Annotated in this window: 19 protein-coding genes; 7 read left to right on the top strand and 12 right to left on the bottom strand. The window is 48.7% G+C overall.

All coding sequences use genetic code 11. The features are described 5' to 3' along the window. The first annotated feature begins 18 nt into the window (after nt 1-18). From H8K55_RS08260 to H8K55_RS08230, 7 genes are all read left to right on the top strand, one after another. A complete protein-coding gene (locus H8K55_RS08260; RefSeq protein ID WP_186941601.1) occupies nt 19-453 on the top strand; it encodes a DUF1801 domain-containing protein in 435 nt (144 codons plus the stop codon). 135 nt (nt 454-588) lie between these two features. Then, nucleotides 589-2,145 carry a hypothetical protein gene (locus tag H8K55_RS08255; protein WP_186941600.1) on the top strand — a complete coding sequence of 519 codons (1,557 nt, stop codon included), beginning with the start codon at nt 589-591 and terminating at the stop codon, nt 2,143-2,145. A 340-nt stretch (nt 2,146-2,485) separates the two neighbouring features. Further along, nucleotides 2,486-2,977, top strand: coding sequence for a VOC family protein (locus H8K55_RS08250; protein ID WP_186941599.1), 492 nt, complete (start codon nt 2,486-2,488; stop codon nt 2,975-2,977). Nucleotides 2,978-3,033: 56 nt separating this feature from the next. Continuing rightward, entirely contained in the window at nt 3,034-3,741 is a 708-nt protein-coding gene (locus H8K55_RS08245; protein WP_186941598.1) for a hypothetical protein, read from the top strand. 93 nt (nt 3,742-3,834) lie between these two features. After that, nucleotides 3,835-4,965: a restriction endonuclease gene (locus tag H8K55_RS08240; protein ID WP_186941597.1), complete on the top strand. Its 1,131-nt coding sequence runs from the start codon at nt 3,835-3,837 to the stop codon at nt 4,963-4,965. A gap of 176 nt (nt 4,966-5,141) precedes the next feature. Beyond that, nucleotides 5,142-5,426 carry a helix-turn-helix domain-containing protein gene (locus tag H8K55_RS08235; protein WP_186941596.1) on the top strand — a complete coding sequence of 95 codons (285 nt, stop codon included), beginning with the start codon at nt 5,142-5,144 and terminating at the stop codon, nt 5,424-5,426. Between the two features lie 141 nt (nt 5,427-5,567). Continuing rightward, entirely contained in the window at nt 5,568-6,110 is a 543-nt protein-coding gene (locus tag H8K55_RS08230) for a demethoxyubiquinone hydroxylase family protein (protein WP_186941595.1), read from the top strand. An 8-nt stretch (nt 6,111-6,118) separates the two neighbouring features. Here H8K55_RS08230 and H8K55_RS08225 read toward each other — a convergent pair whose 3' ends face one another. The 12 genes from H8K55_RS08225 to H8K55_RS08170 form a co-directional block, all read right to left on the bottom strand. Further along, a complete protein-coding gene (locus H8K55_RS08225) occupies nt 6,119-7,462 on the bottom strand; it encodes a GH1 family beta-glucosidase (RefSeq protein WP_186941594.1) in 1,344 nt (447 codons plus the stop codon). 412 nt (nt 7,463-7,874) lie between these two features. Beyond that, complete coding sequence (locus H8K55_RS08220) at nt 7,875-9,182, bottom strand: sugar MFS transporter (protein ID WP_222612411.1); 1,308 nt, start codon at nt 9,180-9,182, stop codon at nt 7,875-7,877. A gap of 232 nt (nt 9,183-9,414) precedes the next feature. After that, entirely contained in the window at nt 9,415-11,946 is a 2,532-nt protein-coding gene (locus H8K55_RS08215) for a glycoside hydrolase family 3 protein (protein WP_329605012.1), read from the bottom strand. A gap of 1,034 nt (nt 11,947-12,980) precedes the next feature. Next, nucleotides 12,981-14,396, bottom strand: coding sequence for a GH1 family beta-glucosidase (locus tag H8K55_RS08210; RefSeq protein WP_230408531.1), 1,416 nt, complete (start codon nt 14,394-14,396; stop codon nt 12,981-12,983). Nucleotides 14,397-14,423: 27 nt separating this feature from the next. Further along, complete coding sequence (locus tag H8K55_RS08205) at nt 14,424-15,878, bottom strand: glycoside hydrolase family 5 protein (RefSeq protein WP_186941592.1); 1,455 nt, start codon at nt 15,876-15,878, stop codon at nt 14,424-14,426. Nucleotides 15,879-16,165: 287 nt separating this feature from the next. After that, entirely contained in the window at nt 16,166-16,558 is a 393-nt protein-coding gene (locus H8K55_RS08200; protein WP_186941591.1) for a hypothetical protein, read from the bottom strand. 31 nt (nt 16,559-16,589) lie between these two features. Next, nucleotides 16,590-17,627 (bottom strand): LacI family DNA-binding transcriptional regulator, encoded by a 1,038-nt coding sequence (locus H8K55_RS08195; protein ID WP_186941590.1) that lies wholly within the window; start codon nt 17,625-17,627, stop codon nt 16,590-16,592. 160 nt (nt 17,628-17,787) lie between these two features. Further along, nucleotides 17,788-19,353, bottom strand: coding sequence for a tryptophan halogenase family protein (locus tag H8K55_RS08190; RefSeq protein WP_186941589.1), 1,566 nt, complete (start codon nt 19,351-19,353; stop codon nt 17,788-17,790). 9 nt (nt 19,354-19,362) lie between these two features. After that, nucleotides 19,363-20,427 carry an ABC transporter ATP-binding protein gene (locus H8K55_RS08185; protein WP_186941588.1) on the bottom strand — a complete coding sequence of 355 codons (1,065 nt, stop codon included), beginning with the start codon at nt 20,425-20,427 and terminating at the stop codon, nt 19,363-19,365. A gap of 80 nt (nt 20,428-20,507) precedes the next feature. Then, nucleotides 20,508-21,437, bottom strand: a complete 930-nt coding sequence (locus H8K55_RS08180) for a carbohydrate ABC transporter permease (RefSeq protein ID WP_186941587.1) — start codon at nt 21,435-21,437, stop codon at nt 20,508-20,510. Then, a complete protein-coding gene (locus H8K55_RS08175) occupies nt 21,437-22,312 on the bottom strand; it encodes a carbohydrate ABC transporter permease (protein ID WP_186941586.1) in 876 nt (291 codons plus the stop codon). Before H8K55_RS08175 ends, H8K55_RS08180 begins: the two co-directional genes overlap by 1 nt. 15 nt (nt 22,313-22,327) lie before the next feature. Next, on the bottom strand, nt 22,328-23,572 hold the full coding sequence (locus H8K55_RS08170; RefSeq protein ID WP_186941668.1) for an ABC transporter substrate-binding protein: 1,245 nt from the start codon (nt 23,570-23,572) through the stop codon (nt 22,328-22,330). Between the last annotated feature and the right edge of the window lie 475 nt (nt 23,573-24,047).

The following is a 24,047-nucleotide window of genomic DNA, read 5'->3' as shown; positions in this document are numbered from 1 at the left end:
GTAGATGAAAAATTTGACATGAACACCCAAAATCAAATCCAGGAATACATCGCTACTCATGCGGATCAAAAACGCAGCGATCTGCAGACCTTGCATGAGCTCATGTTAGCGCTGATGCCGCAATGTCGATTGTGGTTTCTGGATGGTAAAGATGAGCATGGTAAAGTGGTTTCTAATCCGAACATAGGTTATGGATTTCAGACGATCAACTATGCCAATGGAAAGAGCCGGGAATTTTATCAAATCGGTGTCAGCGCCAATACAGTGGGAATATCCGTCTATATTCTTGGGATAGAGGATAAAAACGACCTGGCGCAAAAATTTGGAAAAGATCTAGGTAAGGCAAGTGTTACTGGCTATTGCATCAAGTTCAAGGCGCTGAAAGATATCAATGTGGATGTACTGAAGCTCGCCGTGCAGTATGGGATTGCGCGAAGTGGCGGTGCTTGCTGATTCGCTTGACGTGGACTTAAAATCAAAATCATTTACCGTTGAAATTAATTAGTCATCTGCGATCCATGGTTGCAAGAAAAGCCTAGGGCGTTACTATGCTCGATACTAAGCGCAACACTTTGAAAGCAAGGCTGCATGAAAATTTGGAAAATTCTTACTGGATATGTCAATCGAACACAAAATAGTCGGCCACCGACTGGCGCGTTTAACATTCCATCTAACATCGAAAAAGAAAATTTCATCGTTGTTATACAAGAATCCACACCAGACTATGACTTCTCTGCCTTAGCTGTAGAACTTTCCGCGCTACCAGAAAGACGAGGATATGATCAAAAAATGGAGGATTTAAGTCCTCAAGCTAGGAAACTATTAAACAAAATCCATTCCATCAACCGCCGAAATCCGATCCTGGGATTGAAAATCATGACCTTACTCGCCTGTGATTTTGGGCACACACTTTATACAGATAATTTTGGCGAAACTATTTATCCCACATTAAAAACTTGGCTCTTATCCGATGCATTACCAAGGCAAATGAGAATTGAGTGGGGTATGTTTTGCTGGAAAAATTGGCCAAACCTGCTTGCGAACTATTCGAAAAATGAACTCATCAAACCGCTATCACAGCTACTCATAGAAGAGTCTCGCACTAATCCAGAATTCATTTTAAGTATCTACGACAGTATCCCTGAACGAAACTGGGCAGGTAAGGGTATCTTCAATGAATTCCATGAAGATCCGGAAGACATCTTACTTTTCGCTAGAAACGTTTGCCATCTGCGGCCGCCAATCTTGGTACATGCCTTGATAAATTTAATAGATGTAAGAAATGGGAAAAAATTCGATTACCCAATTAGTATCGACAAGCGCAAAAACGCTTGTAACGAACTATATGAAATATCTCAAAAAAATGTGGATATATCGACAGAGCTCCTTGAAGAAATCTTACGACGATTGATTCTCCGTGCACGTCCTGATTTTGCTTGGTACCCTCAACTACACGAACGCTTGTGGAACATAGAAAGAAATAAATCTGAACAAGATTTTTGGTCGATCAGGAATCATATGATCGTATCGATTAATACGCGGAAGGAATTTTCATTTCTCTCTGAGGTTCAAGCATCTTATCAACAATGGCTAAACATTTACAAAACTAAATCTTGGTTAAGCATCAATAGTGTGGTTGACCATACCAAATCGATGTTGGAATTGATTGATTTTGCACTCAACGTGGAGTTTCCAATTACGCGCAATTGTTCGCGCTCAGAACCAATGAATAGACAACTAATTGAAGAAACCGTCATCGCTTATAGAGAAATGATTGCGTATTTGAATGCTGCGGACATCGAACTGCATTGCTATGCATTGGAAACAGCGGCAGAAAGGGATACCTTCACAGTCAAGCTCACAGAGGAAATAGGTAACCAAGCCCAACAGCTCCTCACAAATGCATTTCGAGAACTTTGCGAGCTGAACGGTGAGAAAGCAGCATCGCTGATCACCTATATGATCCGACATTCTGCCTTCACAGGAATAAAAATACAAATAGGGAAGATGCTAGATACTATCTTCCCAGTACTGCATTCAATCGCGCCAGATTTAGCCAATCGAGCATATATAGATGGGCATAAAAACTACGATGGTCGCTCCGAGCGTTGGTATTACGAGCCTTCAAACGTCAAATCTGCTTAGTGAGCGCATTTCCTCATGTTTTGTCCCAAGGGTTTTCCATGAAATGCACAATCAAACGCATGCCATTTTTGACTTCTTTGCTTCATTGGAAGTGCCTCATCAATTTTTAGACTCGTCTAGTTCAACTAGGAAATCCCGATAATTACATTCAACGACGCCACATTCTTCCCCGCCGACTTTACAAGCTTACCTTGCTCCAGCTCCCTCAATCTCATTCAAAATTGTTGTCTTGACGCGGTGACTAAGCTTGATAGAATGATTCACTTAGCGCGTAACAATTCCCCAATCTATCCGTATCACCCACTTCGTTCAATCATCTTCAACGCGGAGAAACCTAAACATGAAACACGCAAAAAACACTATATGTCTTTGGTATAACGGCGACGCGGAAGAAGCGGCGAATTTTTATGCGCGAACCTTTCCTGATTCTTCGGTCGAGACCGTGTATCGCGCGCCGGGAGATTATCCGTCCGGTAAACAAGGCGATGTTTTGACTGTCACTTTCACAGTCTTGGGCATTCCTTGCCTAGGACTGAACGGTGGCCCGGCATTTAAGCATAACGAGGCATTCTCGTTTCAGGTGGCGACCTACGATCAAGAAGAAACCGATCGCTACTGGAATGCCATCATCAACAATGGCGGCAGCGAAAGTGCCTGCGGTTGGTGCAAAGATAAATGGGGCTTGTCATGGCAGATCACGCCAGTCGCCTTGTCGGAAGCGATTACTGATCCCGATCATGCCGCTGCTAAACGCGCTTTTGAGGCGATGATGGAGATGACGAAAATCAATATTGCAGCGATTGAGGCTGCACGTTTTGGTACAGGAAATTAAGTTCTATTGGCAGGCTTAAATTTTTCAATAGCGGCAAAAAACTTGTTGGAGACTTCATGCATTTAGCAAATCGCGTTTTAACATCTTTACTTCTCGGCTTGGTAATCCCCATGGCCTCAGCAGTAGACACCATTCCTACCGAGATCATGCAAGTCGGTACTTTTCATAGTGGCGAGGTACCCAATGTCGCGGGTAGAAATTGGTTTGCCTTAATGGTCGATGGCGAACATGCAGAACTGAAGACCGCCGCGCCCAAAATCAAAACAGTATTTGACGGCATCATGGACGATGAAAAAGACAAAGCTTCGTACTCGGGCAAGCAAGTCGAGATGAAAGGGCCGGACCCCTTCATGCTCATCAGAAGAGAGGGTCTGAAGACCGGTATCGTCAAACAAGCCAGCATTACTTCCAGCGACAAAGGTCAAACCATCACATTCGATAAAACGGTATACACGGTCGAGCATCAATGTAAGAAAAAAGCTAGGAGTGAGGAATTTGAGCAATGCAAAGTCTATCTCGTTGGTAATAGTGACGGGAAGAGCATTAAGCAATGGTTAGGCGATACTATGGAAAGTAACGAGAGCGATTTCGCCGAGACGATCAGTGTCTCGTGGGCTGGCGACATCGACCGCGACGGCAAAATCGACCTCATCATCGAAAAATCGCGATACAACAATTCGGATACGGTGTTGCTGTTGTCGTCCGCAGCGAAATCTGGGAAGCATGTGAATGAAGTGGCTAAGTTGTCTCGGCAGGGGTGTTGAGTTTTTTTGGAGAGGAAAATGTGAAAGCGAATTTATCAGAATTGCGGATATCGCTACTGTCTGAAATTAGACAAAGATTATTTTCTTACCTCGTTGTTGAAGCTTGATAGAATCAGCCGCTTGATTCATTATGTTTTTCGGGGAATTTTTAGTAGTGTAGAAGTTGCCATCGTATTGTTGAAGGTGAATATCCATGGGGGAGATATGGGAGGAATGAACTTTGGGCCTCAGGCCCTCGCGGATGGACTTTCTGAGATTGCTGGCTATAAGGCAGGTCTTGCCCTATCTATCGACGAACTTTGCGACCATCTGTCAGGAACAGAGTACCCCGACATAATTATTGATTCTGAAATACATGGCACCCGACTTCGATCTGAAGACTACGAAGAGCTCTTTTACAAGCTGCTACACCGCATTGGCTACTTGAAGGAGGAGTATCACGGGATGATCTACGAGTCAGCCAAACTTTTCCACAAATACAGAAAAATCGGAAAGCTCAGTGAGTTTGAAGAAGCATCTAAACTATTCAACCAGCTGTGGATGAAATGTACACAAGAAACATCGAGGCAACAATCTAAATCAATTGATCCATCCGAAATCATATTTGAATGCCGAAAACAGTTCGGATCCGTTGGACTTGAAATCGCCATGACGCGAATTGAGATAATTCATAGAGCGAGTACTTTAGACCCACACTCTGTCTGTCGAGCGACTGAGTGGCAAAATCCGATTGAACTTCAAAAACTATTCTCGGGCTGCAGCGATAGCCCCGAGGTCGGAAAATTCATTGATCAACGCTTCCTCGATTATTTATCAGCCAACACTAACCGTCTTCCAGAAATACATTGGCGAAAGTTCGAAGAACTGACTGCCGAATTTTTCCACAGAGAGGGCTACAAAGTTGAAATTGGCCCTGGATCGAATGATGATGGCGTTGATGTGCGGGCTTGGAATCCCGACTCATCAACAAACGATCAGCCTTTGTTAATCGCTCAATGCAAGCGACAAAAGAAAAAAGTAGACCGAGTCATTATCAAAGGTCTGCATTCAGACGTCCTGCACGAGGGCGCAGAGTACGGTGTCATCGTAACGACGTCAGAACTTAGTCCCGCCGCAAAGAATACTATCCATGCAAGAGGCTACTCAATTCAAGCAGTTGAGCGCGATGGAGTAGAAAAGTGGCTTACTGCCCTCCGAAGTCCGGGCACTGGGATTATTCGCTAAGAATGCTACGTCACAGGTCATTCAACAATGAAATCAATGCTACGCATTGCCATCCATCAATTCAAGCGTCAAGCATCAAGCATCATGAATTTATATTGTTGTGTTGGTTATACTGTTGGTCATTTCTTAAGGCGACGGTGGGATCGCATAGTTAATCGTTCAACAGAAAATCTATCATGACAAAAGCATTTGAAGGTATTAAGCAAGGATTGCAGGAAGCAATTGCGCACAGCCAAGGCAAGGCTGTCGCCGCACGCACTCATCGCCCAGAAGCAATTGATGTGGCGCAGTTACGCCACAGCCTGGGTTTAACGCAGGTGGAATTTGCTGCCAAATTTTGTATTAGTGTCGGTACATTACGTCATTGGGAGCGCGGCGATCGCTCTCCACATGGCCCAGCTTTAGCTTTACTACATGTTGTATCAAAAGAGCCGCAAGCGGTTCTCAGAGCATTGGCTTGAGCATTCGTACACTCACCCCAAGCCGCACCGCCGAAACTCATGCACAATTTCTTACCGAGATTATCGGAAACTGCGGCAGAATTTCCGCCCGGTTTAAACTAAACCCAGACTCCTCCCAACTATCGATTCAACATCACACGCATGATAAATCGCCCGGCTTTGCATAAAGATTTCCCTCTAGGATCACGCATCCTCAAAGTCAACCATGCCGGCGAACATGGTGCTATTTGTATCTACACCGGGCAAATTCTTGTCGCCCGACTCACTGCGCGCGACATGATAGCCGAGCTTAGCGAATTCAAATCACACGAAGAAAAACACCGCGCCATTTTTTGGGCTGAGTTACAGCGCCGTGGACAACGACGTTGTCACAGCTATTGGCTATGTGCGCTAGGTGGATTTGTGCTTGGTCTGGGGACTGGGCTATTCGGGCGTAAGGCAATTGCTGCGACTACCGTTGCCGTTGAGCGCGTCGTGCTGCGCCACCTTGAGCATCAATTAGCGCAACTGCGAGACAAAGACGATGCTGCGGTGCTGGCTATCTCGTCTATCATCGAAGACGAGCGTCGGCATCACGATCATTCGGCATCGCATTTGCATGATGGCGAATTTTGGTCACGACTACTCTCGCCAGTGGTTGAAGCTTCTACCGAGGCGGTGATATGGATAGGTATGCGGGCGTGAGCCCCAACTCAGCCACCCCGAAACTTCCGCACAAACTCCTTAAACCAAATCGCACTATCCTTCCAAATCCTACGCTGACTCACATAGTCGACATAAATCAAACCAAAGCGGCGTAGGTAGCCTGAATTCCATTCGAAATTATCGAGCAGGCTCCAGTAGAAGAATCCCTTAATATTCACGCCTGCTGCTATGGCTTTGGCGACTTCTTGAAAGTGGCGCTGCATGTAGTCGATGCGTGCTGAGTCGTGGATTTGTTCGCCTTCTAGCTGATCGGCGACGGCGATGCCGTTTTCTGTGATGTAGATGGGTGGTAATCCTAGGTCTTTGTATTCTTGGTGTATGCCAATCAAGAGGCGGCTTAGGCCTTCTGGATAAATCTCCCAGCCCATGTCGGTTAAGCCTAGTTTTGCTTCTGGCAGGCGTGGAGGGGTTTCTGTGCTGACATAGGCACGGAAATAGTAATTGATGCCTAAAAAGTCTAAAGGTTGATGTATCGCTTGCAGATCGCCGGGTTCGACGACAAAGCGCGATTGATCGATTTTGGCGAGTGCGAGTTCCGGATAATGTCCACGAAAAATCGGGTCCATAAACCATTGTACTGAGCGCGCATATTCCCATGCTGCGGCTGCGCGATCGGCTTCGCTTTCGGTAGCGGAGTCGGCGGTCCATTGATTGAGAACAATACCTAACTTGGCGCTTTTGTTTTGGGTGCGCATCGCTTGTATCGCCAGACCATGCGATAGCAAGAGGTGGTGCGAGACCTGTAAAGCGGCAACTTCATCTTTAATGCCGGGAGCGAATTGGCCATTACCATAACCAAGATTGGCGGTACACCAAGGCTCATTATGCGTGGCGATACTGGCTAGTTGGTCACCAAAACGTGCTGCCATTTCTTGTGCGTAGCGGGCGAAATGGACGGCGGTGTCGCGATTAAGCCAACCGCCCTGCTCTTGCAAGGCTTGCGGCAAATCCCAGTGATACAAGGTCATGTGGGCGCTGATGTTTTTTTGCGCTAATGCACTGATCAGACGCGCATAGAAAGCCATGCCTTCTTCATTCCAGGCACCGTTGCCATCAGGTTGCACGCGTGACCATGAGACCGAAAAGCGATACGCATCGAGGCCGAGATTAGCGATGTGTTCTACATCTTCGGCGTAACGATGATAATGATCGCAAGCGACATCGCCATTGCTGTGATCGAGTATCTTGCCTGGTGTATGGCTAAAGGTGTCCCAGATCGAGGGTGCTCGACCACCTTCGTTGGCCGCACCTTCAATCTGGTAAGCACTGGTGGCAACACCCCACACAAATCCGGCTGGGAATTGTTGAGCTAAGCTTGTTTGTTCCGGCATGCTTCTGTCCTTTGTTTATTAAGGCTCTTTATCGTAATGGTGACGCAAACATCGCGTGCTTTGTTTCGTGCGGTGCCCCATTCATCCTGAAAATGCTCAGTAAACCGCGCATCTAAATTCCCCTCTCCCGCGAGCGGGAGAGGGCTAGGGTGAGGGTGGCTCAGCACCTACTAAAATCGTCATCGGACACAAAACAGCAAGGTAATCAGAAAATTTCTGCTTCGAATAGCCATGTTCAAATCTGAAAGCCCCTCATCCCCGCCCCTTCTCCCGCTTGCGGGAGAAGGGAGTTTCCAACTTAGTTTCCAACTTAAACAGTCAAGAAAATCATTCCACACAAATGTCAGTTCAAAACCAGTATCACGGCCAATCAACTTGATCGCATCGTGACAACCGTTAGCGATATCTATCTTCAGAACACAGGCTTGTCGTACATGCCCGCATATTTCACGCCGAAATAGCAGATGAATACATAGCAAGCGGCTGGAACGAAGAACGACCATTGCAAACCGACGTGATCTGCCAAAAATCCTTGGATGAAAGGCACAATCGCGCCGCCGACTATCGCCATACACAAAACACCGGAGCCTTGTCCTGTGAACTTGCCTAAGTCTTTTAACGCCATGCTGAAAATGGTTGGGAACATGATGGAGTTGCATAAACCTACTGCGATAATTGCCCACATCGCTATGCTGCCGCTGGCGAAAATGGCTGCCAAAATCAAAGCTATCGAACACGCGGCATTGAACGCCAACGCTTTACCCGGACTGACTTTACGCATCACCACAAACCCCAGAAAACGCCCGACCATCGCACCACCCCAGTAGTAACTGACATAATGCGCGGCATCGGCGGCGCTCAAGTTAGCGACCTGACTTTCGCCAAGGAAGTTAATCAAGAAACTGCCAATACTGACTTCGCCGCCGACATAGAGAAAGATACCAATCGCGCCTAAGACCAGATGCTTATGCGAGAAAACTGAGACATGCTGACTTGGTGCAGATGTGCTGATGACCAACTCTTCTTCATGGGAAATTTTAGGTAGGCGTGCCAATGCAAACAGAATCGCCAGAACTAATAGCGCGGCTGCCAAAGCGAGATAAGGTCCTTGTACTGCGGCAGCTTCTTTTGCTCTGTGTGCTAATTGTTCGGCGGCAGGCAAGGCATCAAACTGCGCGGCCGTCAGCACGACACCGGAAAGAATTAAGAATCCACCTAAAGCCGGTGCTATCGTCGTGCCTAGAGAATTAAATGCTTGCGTTAAAGTCAAACGACTTGACGCGGTTTTTGCATCGCCTAATACCGTGACATAAGGATTCGCTGCGACTTGCAAAATCGTGATGCCCGAAGCCAGAACAAAAAATGCCAACAGAAACAGACCATAGCCGCGTGTGGCGGCAGGATAAAACAAAGCGCAACCGATCGCGGCAATCACCAAACCCGCTACCGCGCCACTTTGATAGCCTATTCGCTTAATCAAAATCCCTGCTGGCCAAGACACAATGAAATAGGCACCGAAGAAGCAAAACTGCACCAACATTGCTTGTACGTAGGTCAGGGTGTAGATGGATTTCAAATGTGGGATGAGGACATCGTTCAGCGATGTCAGCAAACCCCACATGAAGAACAATAAGGTGACGATTACCAAGGCGGAATTATTGTTCTTGACTGAGCTACTCACTTCGCTATTGATGTGATTGGGGATGGTATTGCTGCCCATTTGACTTGCCATGTTGTGTCTCCTTATTTTTATTTTGTTGTTTGGTTTGCTGAAAATATTTCCGTGCCAAATGTAGGGCGGGTGCAACCCGCGCGGTTCATAGGCGGACCTCGCGTACACCACGTTCTGGCGGCGCGGGTTGCACCCGCCCTACCTAAGTCACTCTTATGCGGTTACTGAACCACCCTCACCCTTGCCCTCTCCCGCTTGCGGGAGAGGGTAAAAACATCACTTACTTCAAACTTTCACACGACAAAGCATCTGCATCTTTCGCGGCACCTGCGACGATTTTGATATCGGCGAAAGCTGCCACAAAACTCGCATCCGTGCTGACGTTAAATGGTGTTTTGACTTTGCGCATGTCGACGCCTAAGGCGCTGAAGCAGGTTAAAGGAATCTTCACCGTCTTGGCACCAGCTATGTTTTTGAAAGTAGAACTAAGATCAAGACTCGCGGTACAGGTATCACCACATTCCATGGTCATGCCGACTCTGCCTGCCGGGGCGGTTTGTACTTGGGCTAGGAATTGCAGTGCGCCTTCGGGTACCAAATTGGCAGGGATAGGCGTGGCAAATGCGGCGGCCGCTTCAAAACGTCCTTTGCCACTCCAGCTGATTTGTTTACCGCTGACCGCGCCGACTTGGACTGTTTTGGCTGCAACGGTGTCGTCAGGTTTGCTTAAAGCCAAATCCGACCCTAACGTGACTTTACGTTTGCCCGTGATCACTGAGAGCGGATAGCTGGTCAGGTCTTGCGGATTCGAGATGATGAGGCTGGATGCCAGATCGCAAGCGGTGCTGGTGTCTTCTGGTAAAGTCGCCATGCGTGAGGTTTTACCGTAGTGCAAACCGTAACCGTACTTGAACAAAGTCTCACTACCACCTGTTGCTACTACATGTGACAGACATGCTTTCGCTGGCCAAGAGAATGACAAGCGTCCTTTGATAGAATGTGCGATTTTGCCTTGGGCATTTTTGAACAAGACATCGGCGACACCTTTGCCTTCTGTTCCCGGTAACCAGGCGGCGACAAAACTGTCTGACAAGTTCAGCAAATCATTGGCATATACGGCGCGACCACTGACCAATACCGTCACAACGGGCTTGCCTTTGCCTGCCACTTTTTTCAGCACAGCGAGATCATCTGGAAATAACTGACTATGTGCGAGCGGACGACTAGCTGCCACGTCGCCAAAACCTTCGGCATACGGTGTTTCGCCCAGTATCGCGAGGACGACATCGAATTGTGCAACATCGACGTCATCACCGTTAGCGCTGTAGAGCACGTTGACCGCGCCAGCGGCTTCTTTGATGCCAGTTAATAGCGTATCGCCCGGCATGTAATCGCCCTCTTTATTTTCAGTACCTTGCCAAGTGATAGACCAGCCGCCGGATTGATTGATCAAGCTATCGGCGCTTTTGCCGACGACCAGTATCTTCTTGCCGCGTGTCAGTGGCAATACGCTGTCATTGTTCTTTAACAGCACCAAGGATTCGCGTACTGCCTGACGGGCGATGTCGCGTGCTTGCAGCGCTTCTTGTTTGCCTGCGTATTGATTGTCAGATGGTTTTTTACCGAACAAACCAGCACGTAATTTGACACGCAAAATGCGACTTACCGCATCGTCGATACGTGCCATAGGAATTTCGCCACGTTCGACTTGCGCGATGGTATTGGCGATAAAGGATTTCCAGTTATCTGGCACCATCACCATGTCGATACCGGCATTGATCGCTTGCGGACAACTATCGTTGCTGCAACCCGGGACTTCGGCGATGCCATCCCAATCTGATACCACGAAGCCATCGAAGCCCAATTTGTCTTTTAAGGCGTCCGTCAATAGTGCTTTGCTGCCGTGCATTTTGCCGTAATTAAGTTTGGCACCGACATCATTCCAGCTATTGTATGAAGCCATGACGGTCTGTGCACCGGCGGCAAACGCACCGTAGTATCCCTGCGCGTGATTGTTAATCATTTCACTCAGGCTAGATTGATTCACACCGCGATCAACGCCATGATAAGTGCCACCATCGCCGATGAAATGTTTGGCGGTGGCGACCACATTCTTATCGTCCTTAAATTTGCCTTGTAAGGCTTTCACGTAGACCGCGCCATACTCTTTCACCAGACGACCATCTTCAGAAAAACTCTCATAAGAACGTCCCCAACGAGCATCGCGTCCGACCGCGAGCGTCGGTGCAAAAACCCAAGCGATGCCGGTCGCACGCACGGCTTTACCGACTTGCTCCGCCATTTTCCCGACTAGTTTAGGATTACGCGCTGCACCAAGACCGATGTTATGTGGGAACAGAGTGGCACCCACCACATTGCTATTGCCATGGATCGCATCGATACCCCAGATCACCGGCACTTTGTCTGCCATGTCGGTGCTCATGGATGCTGCATAGTATTGATCTGCCAGACTAACCCAGTCGGCTGCGGTCGCGTACTTGTTCATTTTTGGCCAGCTACCGCCACCGTTGAGCACTGAGCCCAAATAATATTTACGTACATCATCGGGTGTAATGAATTTGATTTCTGGCTGCGTCATTTGCCCGATTTTTTGAGCCAGTGTCATATTGCCGACCATCTTGGCAATCTTCGCTTCCATCGCAGGATCTTTGGCGATCGCGCTTTTGATGTGTGGCCAGTCTTTGATGTTGGCGTCTGTTCTGACAGCGCTTGCTGCACTAGCTAATCCTGCGCTACACAGTACGGCTAAAGCGAGCTGTAAGCTGGTCGTTTTCTTTATCGTAAGTTTCACTTTTTTTGTCTCTCTGATGATTTTTCTAAGGCCTTAGTTTTAAGGCTCGATTCTTTATGGCAATTTCGTGGCGGGTGCAATCCGCGCGGTTCATAAGTCGGCCGCCCCTGCACTACGTTCTGGCGGCGCGGGTTTCACCCGTCCTGCAATTTGTACTAGTTTTCCATTAAGCACTTACAGCCGTTATTCGACTTTAAAACCCCTCAACGCCGAGGCGCTGAGACGCTGAAAAAAGCGAAAAGAGAAGAAGCGAAGATGTATCTAAGTTTTTCTCTGCGCTCCTCTGTGCCTCTGCGTCTCGGCGTTGAGGGGTGTTAGCTTTTACAATTTTTACGGCGATCTCTTAGGGTAGATGCAATCCACACAGTTCATAGGTCGACCTCCCCTGCACTAGCTTCCGGCGGCGCGGGTTGCACCCGTCCTACAATTTTTAATTTGACTTTAATTTGACAATAGTGAGCTTAGCGATTTGAGCTGTCTTTTGAACTGCTTTTGCGCTAATTGGTAAGCTTTCCGTTTTATTCTAAATGAATTTTGGAAACGTTACCAATTATTTTTAAAAAATGTTTTTGTGCGTGCGTATTGATGTGAAATGGAAACAACTTCGAGGCGAAAAGATGGAGAAAAGTAGGGTCTGTTGACATATATTTTAGGCAAGCGAATGCGCGCAAACGGGCACAGGGCTAGGCGCAAGCTGCGCGGTAGTGCAGGCACTATAAGCAGATTGCAACAACGCCATGTGCCCATTTGAGCCATTCCCGGAGGGTTTCAATCAAAACGCACGATGGACAGCGTTGCATCTCTTGCTGGGGCGGCCAGCCGCAGCGGCGAGATGCGCCTTGCCATCCTGCGTTTTGAGTGAAACGCTTGACTAAAATATATGTCAACAGACCCTAGTAGAAAAGCGATGCACAGCATTCAGAATGCGAGGCGAACAGTACATCAGCTGGCGCTGACGACCATCCGCCTCCACTCTTGCTTACTTCTCCCCCCCGGGACAAGTAGTGCACAAAACGGGTAGCCGCAAATTGCGACTATGTCATATCAAGTGGTGAGACTACATTTTGATGTAAAAAGTTTCGGAACCAATGGCCGCTTTGCTTCACCGTTCTTTGCTGGGTAGCAAAATCGATGTAGACCATGCCAAAGCGTCGCAAGTAACCTTCTGCCCATTCAAAATTATCCATCAGACTCCAAGCAAAATAGCCGCGTACATCGACTCCTTGTTGCCGCGCCTGCTGTAGCGCATGCAGATGCCGGATGAAGTAATCACGGCGGGCGGTATCTTGTACGCTTCCATCGGCCTCAACCTGATCTTCATAGCTGGAGCCATTCTCGGTCAAATAGATAGGAATTGCAGGATAGTCTTGCGCGATTCTTTGTAAGAGTTCGCGCATGCCATCGGGCGCGACTTCCCAGCCAAATCCTGTACGTTCGCGACCGGCGACTTCTTTCAAGCTGGTGTGTAAAGGCGGATTATCTGGCGCGGCGGCGATCGTTTCAGGGAAATAGTAGTTCACCCCCAAGAAATCTAAAGGCGTTGCGATCAAATCCACTTCGCTTGCAGTGATCTGTGGCAGGTAATCTGCGCAATGCGCCAACACATCCGCTGGATAGCCGCGCCCGAAAAGCGGATCAAGAAACCAGCGATTGCGCAAACCATCGTGTCTTTGCATGGCAAGCAGGTCGGCTGCGCTGTCACTGGCGGCGCGCAAGGGATGCAGGCTCAGCGCGATCCCGACCTTGGCCGCGGGCACATTCGCGCGTATCACCGGCACCGCCAAACCATGCGACAGCATTACGTGATGACTGACTTGCAGAGCGGCTTTGAAGTCTTGCTTGCCCGGTGCGTGCATGCCATCCCAATTGCCATGCATGGCGGTACACCAAGGTTCATTGTGCGTAATCCAATGCTTGATGCGGTCGCCCAAATGGCGTGTCACCACGTCGACATAATGAAGGTAGGCATCGACGGTCGCGCGATTTTCCCAACCGCCAGCGTCTTGCAAATACTGCGGCAAATCCCAGTGATACAGCGTGGCCCAAGGCGTCAAACCACGCTCTAACATGCCGTCAACCAAGCGTGAGTAGAAATCTAAGCCCAGTCGATTTGGCACGCCGCTCGCATCGGGAAAGATGCGTGGCCAAGCAATGGAAAAACGGTAGGCATTCATCCCAAACTGACTGGCCAGATCTAAATCTTCGGGCCAGCGATGGTAATGATCGCAAGCGACTGTGGCATCACTGCTGTCACGGATCTTGCCCGGTTGCTGGCAAAATTGATCCCAAATCGATGGTGTGCGTCCATCGATAGCTGCCGCACCTTCGATCTGAAACGACGAAGTTGAACATCCCCACACAAAATCTGCTGGGAAATCGGTGCGTGCTACTAAGGCTAAAGTGTCTTGTGCATTCACGGGCTTATCTGACATATCTGACGTATCTGACATAAGAAAATAATCGAGAGAGAATAATGATTAGGGGCGCGCAAACGGATCGGGTGCGACAGAACTTGTCATCCACGCCATCACGGCTTGTTGCGGGTCGTAGGGAATACTGCCGAAGCTGTTGAACAAGGCTTCGATCTCGGCCAAACTGGCCGTCTGAAAATTAAGTGCGGGAATTTTTTGCCCGCTCTGATTAGTCACCAAGCCCCAAGTACCGTTGCCCTGTCCACCATTATTTGACAGGAGCTTGTGCGACCAACTGGTTGCAGCCCAGCCATAGCTGGCGTAGGTGTCATAAGTGACGCGGGTGATTTGTCCGCCTAGCTCAGCGCCCAAGCCAGCCCAAGGCTGAAATTCGCCGATAAACAAAGCGCTACTGAGTTTACTTAAACGGGTATTCCATTCGCACACACCGGTGTTGCCCGTGCTTCCCAAACCGCCACAGCGCAACCAGTCTCTATGCACTTGCAGATTCGGTTCGCCCCATCCGAAAAAGCCGGGATAGGGGTGAATTTCAAACGCGACATTTTGCATACCCTGATCAGCTGGCTTGCCATAAGCATCGATCCCACTGGAATGCCCAGGTAAGATGATCACGTGATTCGGATCAACAGCGCGAACCGCCTGATACAGTCGTGCTACTTCTTTCGCCATCACATCGGGACTAGCCCCCCAAGGTTCATTCAGCAGGCTATAGCCCGCCACCGCAGCCCTGTCTTTGTAGCGCGTTGCGACTTGCTGCCACAGCCAGATCGTGCGTTGTTGAAACTCTGGTGTGCTCCAGTACAGATTTTTACCGGCACAGCCGGAATGGTGTTCCCACCCCTGACTACCAACTGCACCATGTAAATCAAGGATCACGTGCATGCCGCGCTGCTCGGCCTGATTGATCGCATCATCCAGATACTCCCAAGCATCGGTACGCAATTGCCCGGGATGTTTTTCATCTTCAACCACGCTCCAAATGAACGGTAGGCGCACCAGATTGAGTCCAAATTTTTCTATCAAATCCCAATCACGACTACGCATCCAATTTTGTCGAAATAGACGATATAGGCGCTCTCTTTCAACATAACCGAAACGTTGGTCCAACACGGCTTCGAGCTTGCATTGATCATCGATGCCATTCGAACCCTGCCCCATCATCCAAAATTCTTGTATCAGCCAATTTCCAAGATTCACGCCTTTGAGAATTTTTTGACTACCATCGGTACGTACCCAGCGGCTACCCTCGGTATGCAGCATCACAGGCTTTTCGCGCGCTATAGCTTGTGGGATAGGGACGATGACGGTGCTGACGGGGTTCGCCACTGAATTCGTGGTGCTGGTATTGGCTGTGCTGCTGGCACTGCTGCCGCCACAGGCGCTGATGAAAATGCAGATGCAGACGGAGATACAGACACTAAAGGTATTCGCTAACAGCACGCGAACAGGCCAAAGTAATGCTGCGCGAGTTAAGCGTATTGCATTCTTTATCTTGATCATCTTGTCCTCTCTATCCGCTCTATCAACTGCATTTTTTGTCGCCGCTTAGCTCTTGGTGATCCTGCATTTCTTTGCCACTTTGTAGGGCAGTTGTACGCGCCCTACGATTTTGCTTTTTCACTCTCACAAATGGAATCGTTTCCATTTAACATTCAAAAAAAACACGCTCAATCGCATGTTTTTCTTTTTTAAAATTGCTCAAAATTTTCTGGTCTTGCATAAACCTAATAATTGCTTATTGCATTGACCTACCGCATTAACCTACCGCATTAACCTATCGCTCTAGCCTATTTAGCTAGCTTGCTAGCCTTCGCTACCCACTCTTGGTAACGTTCGCCTTCACTCTCAAAAATCGAAATGATTTGACCATCTTCTTTATTGACGAAAAAAATCCCGGACGTCATCGGTTTTGGCTGGTCGACAAGGCAATCACCTGGTCGCACTTTCAGCGACGCCTTCGGATTTCCCACAAAAACCTTGGTCACGACCACAGTCAGATTTTGTGATTGCGTATCTGCAGAAGCTGGTCCTAGCGCCACTTTAAGAAAATGACTACTGGAAATTTGTCCGATAAATATTTGCGAATACTTCGCTAAATCTTGATTCGGTATCAGTCTGCCAAAACAAGCATCTGCGTTGCTACTCAAACACAGCACGAATGCGAACATCAATTTCTTCATACGTTCTTCACCAAACCATTATTTACTATATCTATTCCGCCAAACGCTTACGGAAAGAGCTACGCGGTGCCTTCTCTACCGAGCTGCGCCAAGTCATACTGACTGGGAATTTGCGTTCCACCGGACGTTCTAAATCGTAGCAGCGATTCAGCAAGAAACTCAATCCATTCATCGTCATTTCACGCCACGCGATGTGCACGGAAGATAGACGTGGTGCGGAGAATGCCGCGGTTTCGGTATCATCGTAACCCACCACCGAGACGTCTCCCGGCACGTTAATTCCTGCATGTTGGAAATACGATAAAGCACCAATCGCCATTTCATCATTCGCACAGAACACAGCAGTAAATTCATAGCCCGATTCGACTAATTCTTGTGCCGATGCCCAGCCGCCATCGGGGGCGAAGTTACTTTCGGCTACCCACATTTTGCTAGTATCAATCCCATTCTGTTCCAACTCGTGCATGAAGCCACCGATACGATCCACGTTATCTGGTGCGCTGGCAGGACCAGCGATCACGGCGATTTTTTTATGCTTATTCTTAAGTAGAGCTTGTGCCGCCATCCGACCGCCGAGATTATGATCAGCGGTAAAGCATTGATCTGCGATGCAATCGTAGCGATGATTTAAGACCGCCAATTTATTTTTCTTCGCGCCTAAGATTTCGAGATCGGCATCTTGCAGTGCATTACTCATCACGATCAAACCATCGCAACCGCGCTCGATCAAAAAATTGATCCCATCGATCGCCTGTTCGCGCAAATCGCCAGCGCCAACACCGAACGCGACCACCATGTGCAAACCCTCGGCGCGTAGTTCATTATCAATCGACTGTAAAATCGGCATGTAAAACGTGCCCTTCAACAGCGGGATATATACGCCTATCATACGGGTAGAGCCAGACAGCAAAGAGCGCGCCGCGTGGGATGGTCGGAAATCTAATTCCTCTATCGCTTTTTTGACTTTCTCTAAAGTAGCGGGCGATACCGAGCCCTTGCCGCTCACGACACGTGAGGCCGTTCCTAGTCCCACTCCCGCCAGGCGGGCTACATCTTTAATGGTTGCCATAATCTCTTATTCTCTCGCTTTCCTCATGTGAAGAATGTGCGCTGAAAAATATGCTCAGAAAGAGCTATTGTAACGCGCTCTTCCGCCCTTCCGTTCATTCCACTACGCAGGTGCTACAGCTTTACCACTACGACACCTAAGCACCACGTAAGCTCCAAGCTCAAGTGCCGTAGCGCGGTTTATTCATTGTTCTTTCAAGCTGTACTTTTTCCGCAGCACAAGTTGCCGCAATAAATTCCGCATGTGTGGGCATGACGTCCACACACTTTTGTATCGTTTTTTGTACTTGAGTTAGGAAATAATCGATATCTTCCTCACTGCGTTGATCGACCAGCGGATGATAACTCTGCGCCCGCAAACCCTGACCATGCATGACTTGCAGCCAACTGGCATCGGCAAATAATTCTTCACCCAAACGGAAAATTCGCCCATGACTACGATACAAATCAATGCGATGCTGGACTTCTGCTGGCACTTCCATCTCACGGCAATAGCGCCAGAAATCGGCATCTTGATGTTGGTTTAATTTGTAATGCATGATCAGAAAATCGCGGATGCGCTGATATTCTTCATCGTTTTGGGCGTTATAGGTATCGATATCGACCTGGCTAAATGCGCGATCTGGGAACAAACTCAACAAGCGCATAATCGCCGTTTGTATCATGTGTATGCTGGTCGATTCTAAAGGCTCCATAAATCCCCCAGCAAGCCCTATCGCCACACAGTTTTTATTCCATGCACGCTTGCGCTTTCCGGTGGTGAAACGGATCAAGCGCGGTTCTGCCAGTGCTTCGCCATCCAAATTATTCAGCAATATCGCTTGCGCCTCATCTGCACTCATAAACTTACTACAAAACACATGACCGTTGCCGGTTCGGTGTTGCAGCGGAATCCGCCACTGCCAGCCAGCCTGATGGGCGCTGGAACGGGTATAGGGGAGCAGGGCTCCGGCTGGCACACAGGGCACCGCAATTGCGCTATCCGCAGGCAGCCAATGACTCCAATCTTCAAAGCCAGTATGCAGCGTCTTTTCTATCAATAGTGCCGACAAACCGGAACAATCGATAAACAAATCGCCCTCGATTTGTTCGCCGTTTTCCATCCGCAGGCTGGCGATGTGCCCATTCTCTGGATGGGTGCCCACTTCAACGATACGCCCCTCGGTACGGAGCACACCCTGACGCTCAGCGATACCACGCAGATAGCGAGCATACAAACCAGCATCAAAATGAAACGCATACGAAATATCTGACAGCGGCGAGTTTGGCATGTCTTTCGGCGGGCGCATAAACTTGGCATGACGCGGTGCCACGGTGTTGATAGAGAAAGCTTCGAGATCTGGCGCTTTCCCGGCCTGATACATCTTCAGCCAGTATTGATAAAATTTAGCGACCACCTGATCGCGACCAATCTGACCAAAACCATGGATATAAGAATCGCCCTGATTTCCCCAATTCACAAACTCTATGCCCAGTTTAAATGTCGCTTGGGTTTCGCGGATGAATTCATCTTCGTCCAAATTCAATAATTGATTGAAGGCGCGAATACTGGGAATGGTCGCCTCACCGACACCAATGGTTGAGATTTGATCTGATTCGACCAAGCGCAAACGTTTGCCCTGAGGCAGCATGCGCGACAGTGCCGCCGCCGTCATCCAGCCCGCAGTGCCGCCACCAACGATGACGATTTCTCGTATTGCTTTATCTGTTTCAGAAGCGATATTCATAGGCTTTGCTTATAGTCGTTGTTCGGTTTGTGGATCAAACAAGGAAATCTTACGGGTGTCGATGCTGTACAACACGGTCTGGCCAATCGCAAACGGGCGCTGCTCATTCACGATACAAGAAATCGTCTGTGCACCAGCTTGTAGCCACACGACTTGATGATTCCCCATAGGTTCAACCAAGGCCACCGAGCCGACAAATTGACCATCTTCGCGAATTTGTATCTGCTCTGGGCGTACGCCTAAAATTACCTCTGCGGTACTGAGCCACGGCTGCGTAAAGGAGTACGCAGATAAATCCATATTCAGAGAATTCGACATAAAGCGTTTCTGCGCATCAAGTTGACCACTGATGAAATTCATCGCGGGAGCACCCAAAAATCCAGCGACAAACAAATTGACTGGTCGTTCATACACACATTCCGGCGTACCGATTTGTTGAATTTCCCCCCCTTGCATGACGACGATGCGGGTTGCCAGGGTCATCGCTTCAACTTGATCATGCGTCACATAAATCATGGTGGACTGCAATTGTTGATGCAAAAGCTTAAGCTCACGCCGCAAATTGGTACGGAGTTTGGCATCCAGATTCGACAGCGGTTCGTCGAACAAAAATACTTCCGCCTCGCGCACTAAAGCGCGCCCTATCGCCACACGTTGACGTTGCCCACCGGAGAGTGCAGCTGGTTTGCGTTTGAGCAAAGGAGTCAAGTGCAACATCTCGGCCACCTTATGAATACGGCGGGCAATTTCATCTTTCGGAGTGCCGTTGATACGCAAACCAAAGGACATATTTTTCTCCACCGTCATCGTGGGATACAGCGCATAAGATTGGAACACCATGCCAATTTGACGCTCGCTAGGGTCGGCCCAAGTCATATCTTGCCCAGCGATTTCCACCGTACCTGCGCTGACATCAATTAAGCCTGCAATCGCATGCAATAAGGTCGACTTGCCACAACCGGAAGGGCCAAGCAAGACCAGGAACTCACCCGCTTCGACCGCGAGATTGAGTTCGGAAATGATCTGATTTCCACCCAGATTGATGCCCAAGTTTTGCAAACTGACATTCGCCACTATGTTTCCTTTGTTTTCTCTACTTTTCTAAATTCTTGCTACAACTTAAACTGTTAGATCAGGCAATCCTGCCTCATCCTTCATCCCTTCACTGCGCCTGCTGCAATGCCTCGTACAAACCAGCGTCCTGAGACGAAGTACAAGGTCAGCGGCACCAGCGATGTCAAGATCGTCGCTGCCATATTCACGTTATACAAACGAGTGCCGGTGGTCGTATTAATCACGTTGTTGAGTTGCACTGTCATTGGCAAATGCTCACGTCCAGCGAACACTAGGCCGAGGATGTAATCGTTCCATACGCCAGTCAATTGCATGATCGCAGCGACAACGATCATCGGCGTTGACATCGGCAAAACCAGTTGCACAAAGATGCGGACAAAACCGCCACCATCGATGCGCGCCGCCTGAAACAATTCATGCGGTATGGTGCTGTAATAATTGCGAAATAAGAGGGTCATCACCGGCATACTAAACACCGTATGCACCAGCACAATTCCTGGGAGCGAGCTATACAAATCTACACTAGCCAGTATCCGCACTAGGGGAAAAATCATCACCTGCACAGGGATAAAAGCGCCGACCATCAAAATTCCGAATAAAATATTCGCACCACGTGGTCGCCAAAACGACAAAGCATATCCATTCAAGGCGCCAAGCAAGATGGGAATAATGGTGCTCGGCACGGCGATCGCGACTGAATTCATAAAGCCGCCGCGTATGCCTTCACACGCGATACCGGTGCAGGCGCTGCTCCATGCTGTCATCCACGGTTCTAGCGTAAATTGCATAGGTAAGGCAAAGATGTTTCCAAGACGGATTTCATCCATACTTTTCACCGAAGTGACCAACATGATGTAGAGCGGCAGCAAAAAGAAAATCGCAGCACTGAGCAAGAAGGCATAGATACCGAGCCGGGCAGGTGTTGTGAATTTCTTGCTGATAGACTTTTTGTGACGCGGCGATGATGCAACTCGCTTTGGTGATACGCCTTGGCTGATCGGAGTCGACATCAATGCTTCCTCCGGCTGCGGGCGTACACATAGGGTGCCAAGATAACGATCACGGGAACCAGCAGCATCACTGCTCCAGCGGAAGCTAAAGCGATATTCGCACGCCCGAATAAGTGATCCATAATAAATTTGGCTGGGACTTCACTAGCAGTACCAGGACCGCCTTGCGTCATCGCCACGACCGAATCGAAAAGTTTAATAGCGGCCGTCGACAGCAGCAGAAAGACCGTCGCAATAGCTGGGGCTAACATAGGAATCACAATCGACACATAGACGCGCCAGACAGGAATACCATCCAGGCGTGCGGCTTTCCAGATCTCTTCGTCGATACCACGTAGCGCAGCGAGTAAAAGTGCCATCACCAGACCCGCGGTTTGCCAGACAGTCGCGATGACGACGGTGTAAATCACTTTATCCTGATCGATAATCCAATCAAACGTGAAGTCGGGAAATCCCATTTGTCGTACGGCGTATTCTATGCCTATGCCGGGCGTGAGCATCCATTGCCAGATCAAACCAGTCGCCACAAACGACATCGCATACGGATACAGAAACACGGTGCGCAGTACGCCTTCGGCCATGACTTTCTGATCGATAAACACGGCTAACAAAAATCCCAGCAGCATACTGATCAGAATAAAGAGCACGGTGTAAATCGCAATGTTTTCTATCGACAGCATCCAGCGGTCATTCTCAAACAATTTCACATATTGTGCAAAACCGACAAAGGTGTCGGTGGGCATGGTGCGTGAGTTTGAGAATGACACTTTAATCGACCACAAAGTCGCTCCCAAATAGGCGACCAAAGTCACCAACGCCATCGGCACTATGGCAACGATGGGTGAGAGGCGGCGTGTCAGTCGTTTGAGTTTCATTCCGGCGAAATCCTGTTAGTCCTTCAGTGCGCTGGCGATACTCTTTTGCGCTTTTTCTACCGGCATACGTGTATTCCAAAATGCCGTCAAAATATCTTGCAGCGCGCCGTTTTGATCCGGCGTGAGGAAGATTTCACTGATGCCGACTTGACGTGATTTATCTTTCATAATCGCCACGCCAGCTTGGGCACAAATATCCATACTAGAAGTGTCTACGTCACTGCGGATAGGAATAGAACCCTTCAGCTTGTTAAATTCCAACTGCGTGTTTGGTGTCAACAGAACTTTGGCGAGTAACTTTTGCGCTTGCACAGTGCCAGGATTATTCGTGCGCGGAAATACAAAAGCATCGCCTTGAATCAGATACGGTGTGTTAGGCGTTAAGCCTGCGATACAGCCAAAATCTTTACCCGCCACTTGTTTGGCTGCAGCGAATTCACCTTTCACCCAGTCGCCCATGATTTGCACGCCAGCTTTGCCGCTGATCAAAAGTGCCGTGGCATCGTTCCAATTACGTCCCGGTGAGCCCGGATCGATATAGCTTTGCATGCGCTTAAAGGCGATCAGGACTTTTTTGAAGGCTTCTGAGTTGATCGCTTTTTGATCACGGTCGCGGATCACGCTCAAGTACAAGTCCTTACCACCAACATTCGTCAACATCGCTTGAAATACGATGGTTTCTTGCCAGGCTTGACCACCATGGGCGAGCGGGATAATTCCTGCCGCTTTAAGTTTATCCATAGCAGCAAACATCTCATCCATGCTGGCAGGTTCTTTGGCAATGCCAGCTTTTTTGAAGGCGGCTTTGGAATACCAGAACCAAGTTTGCATATGAATATTCACCGGAACCGCGTAGTAGTGCCCTTTGATACGAATCACGTTGAGCATAGGTTCTGGCAGAATTTTTTCCCAGCCTTCACTCTTCGCGACGTCATCGACATTGTTCAACATGTCTTGTTCGACCAGATCGAGGAATTGCTTGGTGGTGTTAAATTGTGCCGCTGTAGGAGGATTACTACCAACGATGCGATTGATCGCCACAGCACGCGCCTGATCGGCACCCGCGATGGCGGTATCGACCCAAATCCCGCCAGCTTTACGATAATTTTCGGCGATCAACTTTACCGCTGCGGATTCGCTATTAGATGTCCACCAATGAATGATTTCAGCCTTTTCTGCGGGTAGTGGTTTGGCTGCTTGCGGTGCCACTTTTCCTGATTCTGCCGCAAGGCCTAAAGCGCTTGCCGTCCACGTTGCCATGCTTATCGCTAAGCCCAGCGCGAGTCTTGTGCTCGATAATAACAACATCTTGTCTCCTATCAATGCAGATACTTTGTCTGCACTATACATACTCATAATTCAACCGACGATTGCAAATGTATCTTCACATATCGCCGGCCTTGTGTTTTTTGAGTCGCTCATGAAAGCAAAGCTCTGGTGCCATGAGTGTTCAATGAAAATTGTATGACGGGTGCGGCCCTCGCAGCTCAGGTGCTCGATGGACGGGCGGCGCGGGTTGCACCCGCCCTACAAAACGCATCGCTTAACACCTTAGTTAGTACCCGACTGTACCTCACCTATTACCTAAGCCAGCGATTAGCTTATTCATCCAAGGCAATTGCCCAAAATAGTCGTGGTCTAAATCTCTATCACTTCAACCAATTGGAAACGTTCCCATTGGCGTTGAACTATAGCACCCTTCATTTTTTACTGTCAAACAATTCGACACCTAGAG

Source organism: Affinundibacterium flavidum, assembly GCF_014284175.1.
Classification (GTDB): Bacteria; Pseudomonadota; Gammaproteobacteria; order Burkholderiales; family Burkholderiaceae_D; genus Undibacterium; species Undibacterium flavidum.
Note: the sequence above shows the minus strand (reverse complement) of the source record. Positions and strands in the feature narration are given on the sequence as shown.

Coding starts and splice junctions, on each gene's coding strand:
- H8K55_RS08250 (WP_186941599.1), top strand. CDS start 2,486: ATGAAACACGCAAAAAACACTATATGTCTTTGGTATAACGGCGACGCG.
- H8K55_RS08260 (WP_186941601.1), top strand. CDS start 19: ATGAACACCCAAAATCAAATCCAGGAATACATCGCTACTCATGCGGAT.
- H8K55_RS08175 (WP_186941586.1), bottom strand. CDS start 22,312: ATGAAACTCAAACGACTGACACGCCGCCTCTCACCCATCGTTGCCATA.
- H8K55_RS08255 (WP_186941600.1), top strand. CDS start 589: ATGAAAATTTGGAAAATTCTTACTGGATATGTCAATCGAACACAAAAT.
- H8K55_RS08170 (WP_186941668.1), bottom strand. CDS start 23,572: ATGGCAACGTGGACGGCAAGCGCTTTAGGCCTTGCGGCAGAATCAGGA.
- H8K55_RS08225 (WP_186941594.1), bottom strand. CDS start 7,462: ATGCCGGAACAAACAAGCTTAGCTCAACAATTCCCAGCCGGATTTGTG.
- H8K55_RS08220 (WP_222612411.1), bottom strand. CDS start 9,182: ATGGGCAGCAATACCATCCCCAATCACATCAATAGCGAAGTGAGTAGC.
- H8K55_RS08195 (WP_186941590.1), bottom strand. CDS start 17,627: ATGGCAACCATTAAAGATGTAGCCCGCCTGGCGGGAGTGGGACTAGGA.
- H8K55_RS08200 (WP_186941591.1), bottom strand. CDS start 16,558: ATGAAGAAATTGATGTTCGCATTCGTGCTGTGTTTGAGTAGCAACGCA.
- H8K55_RS08210 (WP_230408531.1), bottom strand. CDS start 14,396: ATGTCAGATACGTCAGATATGTCAGATAAGCCCGTGAATGCACAAGAC.
- H8K55_RS08235 (WP_186941596.1), top strand. CDS start 5,142: ATGACAAAAGCATTTGAAGGTATTAAGCAAGGATTGCAGGAAGCAATT.
- H8K55_RS08245 (WP_186941598.1), top strand. CDS start 3,034: ATGCATTTAGCAAATCGCGTTTTAACATCTTTACTTCTCGGCTTGGTA.
- H8K55_RS08190 (WP_186941589.1), bottom strand. CDS start 19,353: ATGAATATCGCTTCTGAAACAGATAAAGCAATACGAGAAATCGTCATC.
- H8K55_RS08205 (WP_186941592.1), bottom strand. CDS start 15,878: ATGATCAAGATAAAGAATGCAATACGCTTAACTCGCGCAGCATTACTT.
- H8K55_RS08180 (WP_186941587.1), bottom strand. CDS start 21,437: ATGTCGACTCCGATCAGCCAAGGCGTATCACCAAAGCGAGTTGCATCA.
- H8K55_RS08230 (WP_186941595.1), top strand. CDS start 5,568: ATGATAAATCGCCCGGCTTTGCATAAAGATTTCCCTCTAGGATCACGC.